Raw genomic sequence first — 13,628 nt, 5'->3', positions numbered from 1 at the left:
AAGTCCATAATCCCTTACGGAGTAACCTTTTCCCTCTTCCCTAGTCCCTAGCCCCTAGCCCCTAGTCCCTAGCTATATTTGGCCTGCACTATACTAGGCACGAACCAAAATCTAAAATCCAAAATCCAAAATCTAAAATCCAAAATTGGATGTCATTCAGTGGGAAAAGCACCCGGTTGGACTTGGATTTTTTGGATTTTACCGTTGCGGTTCACTTCCAGTTCTAAAGACGCGCCAACAGTGCTTGATTCTACAATCTGTTGCACTTGGGCTGCCTCTTGAACGGGTATACCAGCAATTTTTTGAATGATATCTCCCTGGAGCAAACCTGCTTTAGAGGCTGGTGAGTTTTCCACGACGCGCACAATTAGAACTCCCTTATCCTGGGTAATCTTCATATTGGTATCCCGACCGAGCTGTTCTTTTACAGATGGGTTGAGACCCGTCATTTGAATTCCCAAATAAGGATGTTCAGCACGACCTTTAGCAAACAGTTGGTTGGCGATTCGCTGTGCAGTTTGAATGGGAATGGCAAATCCCAGTCCTTGGGCACCAGATCTAATGGCAGTGTTAATACCAATAACTTCGCCGCGATCGTTTAAAAGTGGCCCTCCAGAATTACCGGGGTTGATGGCGGCATCCGTTTGAATGAAGTTAACGCGCTTATCTGGGACGCCTACCTGAGAACTGGAGCGACCAGTAGCGCTGATAATACCAACAGTAACAGTGTTATCCAAACCCAAGGGATTGCCGATCGCGATCGCCCACTGACCCGGAACCAGATTTTCAGAATCCCCCAACCTCACAGTCGGCAAATTGTTGGCCTGAATTTTCACTACCGCTATATCTGTGAGCGGATCGACGCCAAGCACCCGACCATCCAACGATCGACCGTCCTTAAGAGTTATTTTAACTGTGTCAGCCCCAGCCACGACATGGGCATTCGTGATCAAGCGACCGTCTGAGCTGAGAATGAAACCAGAACCTGTACCGCGCTCTACCCGTTCTTCCGGTGGGGGCGGCGTCTCATTACCAAAAAACCCTCTAAAGAAGGGGTTCTGAAAAACATCCGGCAATCTAGTTTCCACCCTGCGAGCGGCATCAATGCGTACCACCGCAGGGCCGACCTTTTTAACAGCCTCTGCAATGAAGTTGCCATCGTTGGTGGGAATTCCACCTATTATCGGGGCTGGATTTTCCTGGCGCGGAAGTAGTTGCTCTTGGGGAGGCATTGTCAAGGAGGTTTCCCGAAAGCGATCGTCTGCTTGCAGATAGCGACTGCCCAAGACTCCTGCACCGCCGCCAATACTTAGCAACGTTAAATAAAGAATCAGTTGTTTAAAAGTTAAACTCATAGGTCGTCAGGCTCAACGACAGGGTAAAAAGTGACAAATCTACTCTAGCTGTTCTAAGCATAACCTTACCAAGGGAAGAAACTTTCTAGCCTCAGAACTCATATATAGCTAGAAACTAGGGACTAAGAGTGCTAGGGGCTAGGATTTCAGCAATTAAGAACGTCCTAACTGCCTTGAGCTTAGCTATAATTTGAGCCAAGTCAACGGGCGATCGCGAAAAGTCCCCCGCCAAGCTCTCTTTGAGTCGCTATGGCGGTGGGATGAAAGCCGCGCTCCTCGTTCCACGATTGCCTGTCCGACAAAACCGACAATCGTGGAACGAGGATGTGGACAGGCAATCGTCGATGAGCCAAAATCCCTTGGTTGACAGCAATCCGATTAGCATTTATAATGAATAGAGATAACTATAAAATATTGCAGTGCAACATCAAGCCATCAAAGTCAGAATCTACCCAACCCCAAGCCAAGAACAACAATTGGCTCAGGTGTTCGGTTGTTCGCGGTGGTGGTACAATTTTGCACTCAATAAGTCGATTGAGACATACAAGGAGACTGGCAAAAGTTTAGGACAAATCGCTCTAAACGCCATGTTGCCTCACCTCAAAAAGCAAGCAGAAACCTCTTGGTTAGTTGATTGTTACAGTCAGGTATTGCAAGCTACTACTCTCAACTTAGTAACTGCCTATAAAAACTTTTTTGCTGGTAGATCTAGGTTTCCCAAATTCAAGTCAAAGAAGGGTAAACAATCTGTCCAATATCCTCAGAACGTCAAGATATTAGCCAATGACTCTATCAAAATCCCCGGCGGAATTGGGTCAGTAAAAGCTAAGATTCACAGACCAATTGAGGGACTCTTAAAGACAGTTACCATTAGCAAAACTCCGACAGGTAAATACTTCGCATCAATCCTAGTTGAAACTGAGGGGAATAACCCAACATTGTCAAGGTCAGGGTTAGTGCTAGGCATAGATTTAGGAGTCAAAGATTTTGCTGTAACTCACAATGGCATCAAGACTTCTAAATATAGCAATCCTAAACATTTAGCTAAACACGAGAAAAATCTCAAACGAAAACAGCAAAAATTAGCGCGAAAAAAGGAGGGGAGTAACTCCAGACTAAGAGCTAAGAAGTTAGCAGCTAAAGTATACGAGCGAGGAGCGAACGCACGCCAAGATTTTCTACACAAGCTGAGTCATAAGCTAGTCAACGATAACCAAGTTGTAGTAGTAGAGAATCTTCATGTCAAAGGCATGGTGCGAAATCATAATCTCGCCAAAGCAATATCTGATTGTGGATGGGGAATGTTCACTAATTTTCTGGCCTATAAGCTAGAGCGCAAAGGCGGAAAGTTGGTAGAAATAAATCGATGGTTCCCTAGTTCTAAACTTTGTTCTAATTGTTTCTATCAAGTTGATGAGATGCCTCTAGATGTCCGTGAATGGACTTGTCCTCACTGTGGTACTCATCACGATCGAGATGGGAACGCCGCCGCGAACATTAGAGCCGAAGGAATCAGAATGCTACAGACGGATGGAACAGCCGTTTCCGCAGGTGGAGAGGAAGTAAGACCAAAGAAAGGGCGTAAGTCAGTTCTGAGGCATTCCTCTGCGAAGCCTGAAGCCCCTGCCATACCGCCTCAAGCGGTTGTCGGCGGGTAGTTCACAATAACTAAACAAAACGCGACATCAGACGCACTCATAAATATTTGAGTTCATGGCTCTTAATCGTTGGTTTCCACTGCTATCAACACTTCTGTGGCTGACTATTTCCCTACTAGGAGCCAAAGCCAATCTCGCTCAACCAGCAGTAACGGGAGAAAATTGCCCTCAGCCAGCTTTGGATCGCCTGAAGAAACATCTAGTTGCCGCTGGCGAGACTCTAGAAAGTATAGCCAGTCAATACAACCTCATCCCGGCCACCCTGATGGGCATGAATCCAACTTTAAGGCAAGGCTCGGCTCGCGCTGGCACAGAAATTGTCATTCCTCCCTACAATGGTATCCGCGTAGAAGTTCCAACCGATCGAACCTGGCGAGATCTAGCGGAAACCTACAAAATCCGTCCAGCACTCGTATACGAGATTAATGGCTGTCAGGAAAATCCCAGAGTAGTCTTTTTGCCGGGAGTAAATTGGTCACCAGAGGGTTCTGACATTGGATTTGAGGATAGCACCTTGAAAGGCTATCCTTTGCCCTCACAAGCTGCGGTGGGTTTTGGCTTCGGCTGGAATCTTCATCCAGTTACCCGCAAAGTAGTCTTTCACAGCGGCATCGACTTGCTAGCGACACCTGGAACACCTGTTTTTGCAGCAGGCGATGGTACAGTAGCGTTTGCCGGAGAGCGAAAAGATTATGGCAATTTAGTGGTAGTGAATCATCAGCAAGGACAACAAACCCGCTACGCCCACTTGGACACTATTACAGTCTCCACCGGACAGAGAGTTCAACAAGGTATGCAGTTGGGAACAGTCGGTTCCACAGGTAAGCCTGACATCAACGTTCCGCATCTGCATTTTGAAGTTCGCTACAACTCAGATTTAGGTTGGGTAGCAGAAGACCCCAAACCTTATATCCAGGCGACTCAAAGCCAAGGCGATCCGATGTTTTCAAGCCAAGAAAAAACAAAAGCAGGGCACCCTTGACGGATGCCCGTGAATAATGTGCAGCTTAGCTTTCTTGGTTCTTTGGAGTCAATTATGCTGCTTTGGACAAGGCATTATCGCATAATGTCGATCGTCCAAAATTTTTATTATGCCGTGTCTCTACAAAAATGTTCGCAGTGGAACATCAGCATCATAATTCCCAAAGACCCATCTGAAATCTGAAATCTGAAATCTGAAAGTTTTCCGAATCTGTTGACTGCGTTATTTTTTGATTAGATTCGTCGGCTTTGGCTCTGGTGTCGGTGACGGCGGGAGCGAGCCAACTAGGGAGCGGTACAATCGATCGTACTCCTGGGCAGATTTATCCCAGCTGAAGTCCATCCGCATACCCCGCTGTTGCAGTTCGCGCCATTCTTTTTTATACCGGAAGCTCTCCCATGTCCGCACCATAGAGGTGTATAGGTCTAGCGGTTCATAGCGATCGAAACAGAAACCCGTACCTTCATGATCCATCGGTTCGTGGTGGGAGACGGTATCAACTAAACCGCCGGTACGACGCACAATTGGTACACAACCGTAGCGCATCGCCAGCATTTGGCTAATCCCGCAAGGCTCGAAGCGACTGGGCATCAAGAAAGCATCAGTACCCGCGTAAATCCGTCTGGCTAAAGCATCGCTCTGAAGGATGTAAGCTGACATCCGACCACGGTAACGGGTGGCAATCTGCCACATTTGGTTTTCGTAATAAGGATCGCCCAAGCCCAAAACAACAAATTGTGCGTCAGTGTAGGCCATGAAGCGGTCTAGCACCTGAATGATTAAGTCGATGCCCTTTTGTTCTACCAAACGTGATACCAAACCAAACAAAAAGACGCTACCGTTCACCTCTAAGCCCAGTTCTTCCTGGAGAGCAATCTTGTTGAAACGGCGATCGTCGATCGTATCAGCAGTGTAATTTTTGGTTAAGTGTTTGTCCGTAGCGGGGTCGTAACTATTGGTGTCGATCCCGTTGAGGATACCGTTTAACTTCCCGCTGACGTAGGATAACAAGCCTTCCATCTGTTCGCCGTAAGCAGGGGTTTTGATCTGGTCTGCATAAGTGGGAGAAACAGTGTTCACCCAATCGGCAGACTGAACGGCGGCGGACATTGTATTATGGCCCTGCATATACCAGGGACACCAAGTAATCTGCTCTAAGCGCCAGCGCCACGGCCCTTGATAAGCCAAGTTGTGAATGGTGAAAATGGTTTTGATGTCCGTGTCTTCCTGCATCCACACTGGAATCATGCCGGTGTGCCAGTCATGGCAGTGGATAATATGTGGCTTCCAATAGTTCCAGGCAAATTCAGCTGCCCCATTGGCAAACAAGGTGAACCGCCAATCTTCATCATCTCCGTAGTAGATGCGGCGCGGCCAGAAGGAGGGATGACCAAATAGGTACAGGGGTACATCGCTATTTGGAAAGACCGTCTCGTAGACAGCGAAGTTTTGCATCATCGCTGTGCCATACCAGATAGGCGATTTTGGTATGTCTATTTTGTCGGGCATAAAGCCATAGTACGGCATGAAGATCCTGACATCATGCCCCATTTTTTTTAGGACTTTGGGTAAGGCCCCGACGACATCCCCCATGCCGCCTACTTTAGCCAGGGGTGCTGCTTCAGCTGCAACAAATAGAATCCGCATCTTAGTTTTTCGCGTTCCCTGCAATGGTTTGTTACATGATAGTGTACAACTACCCGCCACCAAGCTGAGTACAGTTATGGTGGGGGCTTTCAATAGCCCTGAGATGATCTTCCAATAAGCAAGATAACCCCGAACCTTTAGGTGTATTTACAGACACCCCTAGAGCAAAAATATTCTTCGCTCCGTTATAGTCGGCATCACCAATCCAACCACAATGTCCACAAGCAAACTTTTTACCATGCCGATAGGATTCTCCAACGATTGGGTGAATATGGTGGCAATTGTGGCAAGTTTGGCTAGTATATCTAGGATTAACAAAAACAATATTTACACCATGTTCGATCGCTTTGTAAATCAACAATGTCAGTTCAAAAGGGGAGTAGGGGTCAGTAGGCATTGGGGAGTGGGGAGGGGGGAAAATATACGCTTCCCCCAGTTAAGAGTCAGTTTATTGCTGTCTGACTTCGGCAAAGATTCGATCCAATATTTCTTGGGCTCCCTGTTGGCGTAAGTGTTGTGCTAGTTCTATGCCTAGTTTTTCAGCTTCGCTAACATTACCGCTAATGATATCTTTGATTAACTGCTTGCCATCGAGACTGGCAACCATTCCGGTTAAGGTGAGGGTGTCGCCTTCAATTTGGGTGTTAATGCCGATCGGCACTTGACAACCGCCTTCTAGTTCTCGTAAAAACGCTCTCTCTGCATAACAGCGTTGGGCGGTGGGAGCGTGTTCTAATACTTTGATTAAAGATAGCACTTCAGTGTCGTCGCTACGACATTCGATCCCCAAGGCTCCTTGTCCGACTGCGTGGAGGGATATTTCTGGTGGGATGATTTGGTGGATGCGTGAGCCCATTCCCAATCTTTGCAACCCCGCCACCGCCAAAATAATCGCGTCGAACTCACCCGCATCCAGCTTCGCCAGTCGCGTGTTTAAGTTACCCCGAATATCTTTAAAAGCTAGGTGGGGGAAGTGGTAACGCAGTTGCGCCAGTCGCCGCAGGGAGGATGTTCCCACTACTGCACCCTCTGGCAAAGTGTCAATTTGCTTATCTTTGTGCTTTTCATGCACTACGAGGGCGTCTGCTGGGTTTTCCCGTTCGGTGACGCACCCTAAAATTAAGCCTTCTGGCAATTTGGTAGGTAAGTCTTTGAGGGAATGGACGGCAAAGTCTGTCTCGTTATTGAGCATTCCCACTTCGAGTTCTTTGGTGAATAGTCCCTTATCCCCAATCTTAGCTAAAGCGACATCAAGTATTTTGTCGCCTTGGGTACTCATGGTGTGGACTTCAAAGGTTATTTCGGGGAAGTGTTTCTGGAGTTGTTCTTGCACCCAATGGGTTTGCACTAAGGCAAGTTGGCTTTTGCGAGAAGCGATGCGAATGGTGCGGGGACGAGCGGAAACGGCAGAGTACATAAAGCTGTGTTTTCAAAGGAGTGTGTAAAGTCACTTTATCTAGGCTACCGCAGCGTGGGACTTCTATATTAGAAATTACAGCAAGTGAGAATAGTTATGTTTCTGTTGAAGTATCCTGTTGAGCAAACCGATCCGCCTCTCTCTCCCAGGGAAACTCTGCCCACGATGTACGATCTACCTAGCGAAGACCCGGAGTCACCCGGTTTGCCTGACGAATTTCACGATTTGCAACCTCAACTGCTGAGTTTCACTTTCCGTCCGCAGAACTATTTCCCCGATCGGGTATTTTGCGGTAGTGACATGAACCTATATTACGATGTTCGTCACCAAAACTGGTATAAACGACCGGATTGGTTTGGAGTTGTAGGAGTGCCGAGGCTTTATGACGATCGAGATTTACGCTTGAGTTATGTAGTTTGGCAAGAAGGAATTAGTCCTTTGGCTGTGGTGGAATTACTGTCTCCCGGTACAGAGAAGGAAGATTTGGGAGAAACAACCAGTGAGGTGAATAAACCCCCAACTAAGTGGGAAGTTTATGAGCGGATTTTGCGAGCGCCTTACTATGTTGTATTTAATCGTTATACTAACCAGCTACGAGCATTTACTCTCTCATCTGGTCGTTATCAAGAGTTAATTTTGATTGAACCAAGAGTTTGGATGCCGACCCTGAAATTGGGTTTGGGATTGTGGCAAGGAGAGTATCAAGGAATTAATCGCTTGTGGTTGCGCTGGTATGATGTTGAAGGAAACTGGATTCCAACTGATGCTGAAGCAGCACAGCAACAAGCAGATATCGAGCGACAACGAACCCAAGAAGCCGAACAACGCGCTCAAGAAGCCGAACAACGCGCTGAATATTTAGCTCAGCGGTTGCGAGATTTAGGGATAGAACTGTAGTAGTTAGGAGGAATACTTCTGAGGATAGTGCGATCGCTTTTACTAAGGAGATAGATTTAGTTGAGGAGGGCGATCGCGATCGCAGAACTAGAATAACTTTATGGTGTTAATAACTGAACTGATACTCATAAAATATTAGCTGCGTCTGCGAGTGTTTCGTCAGCTGTTACCAGACGCAAATCGTTGTCGGCAGCTACAGCTAAGTGTAAGGCATCTAGAGTGCGTAAAGGTGTATCAAAACGAGCGAGCCACTCACGCGCCTGCTGATAGTGAACTGATTCCAGTGGGATACGGGTATAAAAACCGTCGTTCAGATCTGTCTGAAAATCGATCGCTATTTGTCTTGCCTCCTGTTGAGAGATTTCCCCCATCCGTACTCGGCGGGATACTGCTGAAAACAGTTCTACTTCCACCAACTGACTCAATGCGGGTTGTGCTTCATTACTCAACAGTTCCCTAATGGCTTGACTGGCAGCTTCTGGCAAGTAGAACGGAACGATAACACTGGTGTCTAAGTAGATCAATAGCGCTCCTCCTGCCGCAGTCTAATCACTGTTTGACTGATTGGCTCACCTTTCAACTTTATAGACGCTCGTGATTTGTCACGTTTAGCTAACCATTCCTCGTTTGTGAGCGGTGGAACTACTCTGGCTACGACCCTTCCTTCCTGCCAGAGGCTCACTTCTTGTCCTTTTGCTACTTGTTCCAAGATTGCTTGCAGATTTTGACTGGCTTCTTCAACGGTAATCTTAGACATCTCAGCATTCCTAATGATACACCTTAATGGTACACCAGGGAATATAGGGATGGAGGAGTGCGATCGCAGATCTGAGCAGATAAAGTTATATAAGGCAGGACAATCGCCCCAACTGACTCTAATGCTTTAATATATATCAATTAAGTTTCTAAACTATCTGGGAGGTAAAAATGAGCAAAAAAGATGTTGAATTTTTGGAAGAAATCGCTCAAATTATAGAAAATCTACCTAGCGAACACCTGCTACATCAGGCTAATACACAGGACAAAATTGATGAATGGCATACCATGAGAAAAGGGAATGGTATTATTGCTGAATGCTGGAGAGCAGAGTTTATTGTTGGACAGGGCGATCCAATTGCTCAAGCTTTAGACAACAAAGAGATTGACAAACTGAAGTACGATGGTATTTGGCTGCTGGTTAGACACTACAAGAGTTTGTGGGAAATAGTTCAACTAGCAGAATCCTATGTCAAAATAGTACATTCTGATTTGCGCTCGGCTTTGTTCTTGCCTAAGTGTTTTTCTGTGCAGCTACCCGAACAGTTCGTTAAGCTTTTTGGGAAAATACTGGATAATGAGTATTATTTTAAGTCTGCTTACGAGCTGTTTGCAGAGATTTTAAAAGAAACTGAAAATGATAGGTTTTCCGTCTGCTTACGCCCTTATAAAGAAATTTCAATGGATAAAGGCCAAAAGGGATTTAAGCAAGTAAGAGGATTTGTTGATAAAGGAATGCCAGATGGGTTTTATCCAAGATTAAATCAGAGCGAAATGCGAAAGCTTAAAAATAATTTTTCGTGGGAAAACTTCCATGTTTCATGGATGCCAATGACACTCGTGGCAGCTCAATTTGCGGCGCAAGTCAATCCAGCACTGAGGCATAAATTGATAGAGTTTAACGAATCTACAATTGAAATGTGTCGTTTAGGTGCTACTGCCTGCCGAAAACCGGAATCAAAAACATGGCGAAAACAACGTTCATTCGCCTGGATAAACGGGAAAAAGGTTTACGCCTCTAAAATTGGTGGAGTCTATCGCGCCAGTTAACAAAACTTTACATCTGGATCGCAATTCGTCCACTGCTGGGAAAGCAAACCTATGTTGGGAATGTAAACCCCAAGCGATACAGAGGTGGACTTTTCGATGATTCAGATATTAGTGCTTACAAAAGAGGAGATTGACACAGTTATCCGACTGAATCAAAGTTACTATAATCAGATTCAAGAGCTTCAAGCTCAACTAGATGAGATGAAAGCAGAAAACGATAATTTGAAAATGATTAACCGCGAACTGCAATGGCGTGTAGATCCCTATTCTTTAAATGGGGATGCTGTTGGCGATTCAAATTGGTAGTTAAAAATTTAGTATTTGGCAACCCTGTCCCTAGTAGTCAGGGTTGTTTCTTGCATATAAAGAATTGAAATTTACTCATTGTCAAATATTTAATGCTGTATAGCCATTAGAATAATATAAAAATGTAGTGGTGCGATCGCACTTCTCTTTCAGCGATAATACTAATTCACCATTGAGTAGTTTTAGCAGATGACTGCTGCTGTTGAACCCATCAATCTATTTGAGTACGAAACCCTAGCCGCCAAGCATCTATCTCAGATGGCGCTAGACTACTACGCCAGCGGTGCGTGGGACGAAATCACCCTGCGAGACAACCGTGCCGCATTTGAGCGGTACAAACTCTGTCCCCGAATGTTGGTAGATGTAAGTCGGCGCGATTTAAGTACGACTATACTGGGTCAATCTCTCCAGATGCCAATTCTGATCGCGCCGATGGCTTTCCAGTGTCTGGCGCATCCAGAAGGAGAAATTGCCACTGCGAAAGCTGCTGCCAAGTTGGGAACGGTGATGGTGCTTAGTACCCTGGCGACAAAGAGTTTAGAGGAAGTGGCGTTAGCCCAGCAAGAGACGGAACAAGCTTCTTCAATCGAAAATCCAAAATCCTCTGGTGCGTCGGTGGGCATCGTGACGGGAACCGCCAAGACGCCCACTTCGCGCCAAATTCAAAATCGATTCTGGTTTCAATTATATGTACATCGGGACAGAGGTCTGACCAAGGCACTGGTAGAACGCGCATATTATGCTGGTTATCAGGCGCTTTGTCTGACGGTCGATGCTCCAGTTTTGGGGCGGCGGGAGAGAGATCGGCGCAATCAATTTGCGCTGCCAGCAGGTATGGAACTTGCTAATTTGATGAGTATAACAGATTTGGAAATTCCCTACAAACCTGGGGAATCGGGTTTGTTTACCTATTTTTTAGAGCAGCTGAATCCTGCATTAACTTGGAAAGATATAGAATGGTTGCAATCTATTTCGCATCTACCTTTAGTAGTAAAAGGTATTTTGCGGGGAGATGATGCGGTGAGGGCGGTGGAACATGGAGCTAGAGCAATAATAGTTTCCAATCATGGGGGGAGACAATTGGATGGAGCTAGAGCATCTATCGATGCCCTAAGTGAAGTGGTTGCCTCTGTAGGGGACAAAGCAGAAATTCTCGTTGATGGTGGCATTCGTCGCGGCACAGATATCCTTAAAGCCTTGGCTTTAGGAGCCAACGCAGTATTGTTGGGACGCCCCGTATTGTGGGGATTAGCTGTTGGCGGAGCAGCTGGTGTTGGGCACGTACTCGAACTGTTGCAAGATGAATTGGATGTCGCAATGGCCTTGAGCGGCTGTGCTAAATTACAGGACATCGATCCCAGTTTGGTAGTGCGGTTATAGACAGGCTTAGCGCCAATCTGTACAGCACCCACTCGCGTCCCACTTCACCCTAAATAGGGAATTTGGAGGGAGAAAAGCTTTTGGTTTTAACTTTTGTGCTAAGGTATTATACGACTGTTGAATTCGGTGTAGTGTTTGTGGTTGGTATTGGTAATGATATTGACAGGCTTCTCTCCGAATCTCAATCGTTACTTCTATCTGATTTCGGAGATTTTCCATGTCAATTTATGTAGGTAACTTATCCTACCAAGTTTCGCAAGAAGAACTGACCAAAGTTTTCGGCGACTACGGAACTGTCAAGCGGGTTCAAATACCCGTTGACCGAGAAACTGGTCGCTCTCGCGGTTTTGGTTTTGTGGAAATGGGATCGGATGCTGAAGAAGCAGCTGCCATTGAAGCTCTTGACGGTGCTGAGTGGATGGGTCGGGATCTAAAAGTTAATAAGGCTAAGCCCCGCGAAGACAGAAAACCTGCTGGCGGTGGCTGGGGCGGCAACAGTCGGGGTAGAGAACGCTACTAATTAACTCAAGTTGCGGAGACGGTGCGTTACGCGATCGCTAACGCACCCTACTACTAGCTTTACTTATGCCGAATGTGGTCGTAAATCCCTACATACTGATCGCCGGGATGCTTCCAGGAGTAGTCATACTTCATACCCTGAAGTACGAGTTTGCGAAACTCTTTGGGAGATTTGTACCACAAATCAATTGCCCGATCGATCGCAGATTCCATAGCTTGATAATCTGTCTGGTAAAACACATAGCCATTGCGTTCTTCAGGCGGTTTGTTTTGGTCGTAATCTCGATCGAACACAGTATTGACAAGACCGCCTACTCCCCGCACGATCGGCACAGTTCCATATTTCAAACCAATCATCTGCGTTAGCCCACAAGGTTCGTAGTTGCTGGGGACGATAATCATATCGGCACCTGCATAGATTAAGTGGGCTAATTCTTCGTTAAAGCCAATTTCTAAGTGACAATCTGCGTTATCGTTCAGGTGCTGTTTTTCGTGCGAGAAATGGGTGTTAATCCCTGGTTCTGTAGCTGAACCCAACAGCACAAATTGGGCGACTCGATTTAGCGTGTAATAAATGGCGTGATGAACGAGATGAACGCCTTTTTGATCGTCCAACCGACCGATGAAGCAAATAATCGGTTTATTGACATGATTCAGCCAGAGGCGTTCGCGTAGGGCTTTTTTGTTCTTGGCTTTTTCTTCTAGATCGTCTTTGCTGTAGTGATAGGGAATGTAGGGATCGACTTCTGGATTCCACACATTGTAGTCAATGCCGTTAAGAATCCCGCCAAACTTGTGCTGCTGTTTGTGCAGGGTGTAACCCAAACCACAACCAACGTCTGTGAAACGCGCTTCCCAAGCATGATGGGGCGAAACCGTGTTGACAAAATTCGAGTAGACGATGCCTCCTTTCATGAAGTTCAACGCCGTTTCGTTGCCATCATCGCGCAAGCGATCGCGATCGTAATAATACTCCTCCCGATACAAACCTGTTGCCGTAAGCACGTTCGCACCGGCTATCCCTTGATGTTTAAAGTTGTGAATCGTATAGCATACCCGCTGATTCTCCATCCCGTGATGTTTATAAATCTCGTAAAGCATGACTGGAACTAAGCCTGTTTGCCAGTCATGGCAATGGATAATATCAGGACGCTTGTTAGTTCTGTACAGAAACTCTAAAGCCGCTTTGCTGAAGAATGCAAAGCGCAGATGATCGTCTAGGCAACCATAATAACAACCCCGGTTAAAAAAGTTATCGCTAGAGTGGGGTTCAATAAAGAAACACAGCTGTCCGTGTACCCAGCCGCAATCCACAGAACAGGTAATCGCGCCGCCATCCCAAGGCACCTCCAAGTCCCGATAGGCATTATGGAGCCCCCAAATGTGGTCATAGCGCATACAATCGTACTTTGGCAGAATAATTTCTACCCCATGACCCCGAATTCCTAACTCTCTACTGAGCCCGTAAACAACATCGCCCAAGCCTCCAGCTTTGATGACAGGAGCGCATTCAGAGGCAATTTGTACGATGTACATCCTTTGTCCTCACCTATATTAATCTTCACCTTTACAAAAGATAATATTTTATGGGCAGCAAGTGACCTAGCCATTCGGAAGAAAGCAAAGTTTTATTGGGGCATGGGGCATGGGGCTCTGCCTCC

Annotated in this window: 16 protein-coding genes; 9 read left to right on the top strand and 7 right to left on the bottom strand. The window is 46.3% G+C overall.

Annotation, left to right across the window (positions count from 1 at the left end):
* Window positions 1–152: 152 nt before the first annotated feature.
* Window positions 153–1,355: an HhoA/HhoB/HtrA family serine endopeptidase gene (locus LAY57_RS21865; protein WP_249068968.1), complete on the bottom strand. Its 1,203-nt coding sequence runs from the start codon at window positions 1,353–1,355 to the stop codon at window positions 153–155.
* Between the two features lie 190 nt (window positions 1,356–1,545).
* Between LAY57_RS21865 and LAY57_RS21860 the strand changes: the two genes are divergently transcribed.
* Genes LAY57_RS21860 through LAY57_RS21845 form a run of 4 tightly spaced genes read left to right on the top strand, consistent with a single transcriptional unit; the run spans window position 1,546 to window position 4,178 of the window.
* On the top strand, window positions 1,546–1,722 hold the full coding sequence (locus tag LAY57_RS21860; RefSeq protein ID WP_249068967.1) for a hypothetical protein: 177 nt from the start codon (window positions 1,546–1,548) through the stop codon (window positions 1,720–1,722).
* 52 nt (window positions 1,723–1,774) lie between these two features.
* Window positions 1,775–3,013, top strand: a complete 1,239-nt coding sequence (locus tag LAY57_RS21855; protein ID WP_249068966.1) for an RNA-guided endonuclease InsQ/TnpB family protein — start codon at window positions 1,775–1,777, stop codon at window positions 3,011–3,013.
* A gap of 55 nt (window positions 3,014–3,068) precedes the next feature.
* Entirely contained in the window at window positions 3,069–3,995 is a 927-nt protein-coding gene (locus tag LAY57_RS21850; protein ID WP_249068965.1) for a LysM peptidoglycan-binding domain-containing M23 family metallopeptidase, read from the top strand.
* 3 nt (window positions 3,996–3,998) lie between these two features.
* Window positions 3,999–4,178 (top strand): hypothetical protein, encoded by a 180-nt coding sequence (locus LAY57_RS21845; RefSeq protein ID WP_249068964.1) that lies wholly within the window; start codon window positions 3,999–4,001, stop codon window positions 4,176–4,178.
* 39 nt (window positions 4,179–4,217) lie between these two features.
* On the opposite strand, the gene glgA (LAY57_RS21840) is transcribed toward LAY57_RS21845, so the two are convergent.
* The 3 genes from glgA (LAY57_RS21840) to hemC are packed head-to-tail and all read right to left on the bottom strand — an operon-like array spanning window position 4,218 to window position 7,059.
* Window positions 4,218–5,642 carry a glycogen synthase GlgA gene (gene glgA, locus LAY57_RS21840; protein ID WP_249068963.1) on the bottom strand — a complete coding sequence of 475 codons (1,425 nt, stop codon included), beginning with the start codon at window positions 5,640–5,642 and terminating at the stop codon, window positions 4,218–4,220.
* A gap of 49 nt (window positions 5,643–5,691) precedes the next feature.
* Window positions 5,692–6,039, bottom strand: coding sequence for a zinc ribbon domain-containing protein (locus tag LAY57_RS21835; RefSeq protein WP_249068962.1), 348 nt, complete (start codon window positions 6,037–6,039; stop codon window positions 5,692–5,694).
* 51 nt (window positions 6,040–6,090) lie between these two features.
* On the bottom strand, window positions 6,091–7,059 hold the full coding sequence (gene hemC, locus LAY57_RS21830; RefSeq protein WP_249068961.1) for a hydroxymethylbilane synthase: 969 nt from the start codon (window positions 7,057–7,059) through the stop codon (window positions 6,091–6,093).
* A gap of 96 nt (window positions 7,060–7,155) precedes the next feature.
* Between hemC and LAY57_RS21825 the strand changes: the two genes are divergently transcribed.
* On the top strand, window positions 7,156–7,956 hold the full coding sequence (locus LAY57_RS21825) for a Uma2 family endonuclease (protein ID WP_249068960.1): 801 nt from the start codon (window positions 7,156–7,158) through the stop codon (window positions 7,954–7,956).
* A 125-nt stretch (window positions 7,957–8,081) separates the two neighbouring features.
* On the opposite strand, the gene LAY57_RS21820 is transcribed toward LAY57_RS21825, so the two are convergent.
* A complete protein-coding gene (locus LAY57_RS21820; RefSeq protein WP_249068959.1) occupies window positions 8,082–8,480 on the bottom strand; it encodes a type II toxin-antitoxin system VapC family toxin in 399 nt (132 codons plus the stop codon).
* The gene (locus LAY57_RS21815; RefSeq protein ID WP_249068958.1) at window positions 8,477–8,713 is read right to left on the bottom strand and encodes a type II toxin-antitoxin system Phd/YefM family antitoxin; all 237 of its coding nucleotides are present in this window, start codon (window positions 8,711–8,713) and stop codon (window positions 8,477–8,479) included. The genes LAY57_RS21820 and LAY57_RS21815 overlap by 4 nt, the downstream gene beginning before the upstream one ends.
* A 170-nt stretch (window positions 8,714–8,883) precedes the next feature.
* Here LAY57_RS21815 and LAY57_RS21810 point away from each other — a divergent pair, with 170 nt between their 5' ends.
* The 4 genes from LAY57_RS21810 to rbp all read left to right on the top strand — a co-directional run bounded on the left by LAY57_RS21810 (window position 8,884) and on the right by rbp (window position 11,968).
* Window positions 8,884–9,762 carry a hypothetical protein gene (locus LAY57_RS21810; RefSeq protein ID WP_249068957.1) on the top strand — a complete coding sequence of 293 codons (879 nt, stop codon included), beginning with the start codon at window positions 8,884–8,886 and terminating at the stop codon, window positions 9,760–9,762.
* Between the two features lie 96 nt (window positions 9,763–9,858).
* Window positions 9,859–10,068, top strand: a complete 210-nt coding sequence (locus tag LAY57_RS21805) for a hypothetical protein (RefSeq protein WP_249068956.1) — start codon at window positions 9,859–9,861, stop codon at window positions 10,066–10,068.
* A gap of 189 nt (window positions 10,069–10,257) precedes the next feature.
* Window positions 10,258–11,448 (top strand): alpha-hydroxy acid oxidase, encoded by a 1,191-nt coding sequence (locus tag LAY57_RS21800; RefSeq protein ID WP_249068955.1) that lies wholly within the window; start codon window positions 10,258–10,260, stop codon window positions 11,446–11,448.
* Between the two features lie 217 nt (window positions 11,449–11,665).
* On the top strand, window positions 11,666–11,968 hold the full coding sequence (gene rbp / locus LAY57_RS21795; RefSeq protein ID WP_249068954.1) for an RNA-binding regulator: 303 nt from the start codon (window positions 11,666–11,668) through the stop codon (window positions 11,966–11,968).
* A gap of 59 nt (window positions 11,969–12,027) precedes the next feature.
* Here the strand turns inward: rbp and glgA (LAY57_RS21790) are convergent, their stop codons facing one another.
* The gene (gene glgA, locus LAY57_RS21790) at window positions 12,028–13,503 is read right to left on the bottom strand and encodes a glycogen synthase GlgA (RefSeq protein ID WP_249068953.1); all 1,476 of its coding nucleotides are present in this window, start codon (window positions 13,501–13,503) and stop codon (window positions 12,028–12,030) included.
* Between the last annotated feature and the right edge of the window lie 125 nt (window positions 13,504–13,628).

The organism is Argonema antarcticum A004/B2 (assembly GCF_023333585.1).
Lineage (GTDB): Bacteria > Cyanobacteriota > Cyanobacteriia > Cyanobacteriales > Aerosakkonemataceae > Argonema > Argonema antarcticum.
Note: the sequence above shows the minus strand (reverse complement) of the source record. Positions and strands in the feature narration are given on the sequence as shown.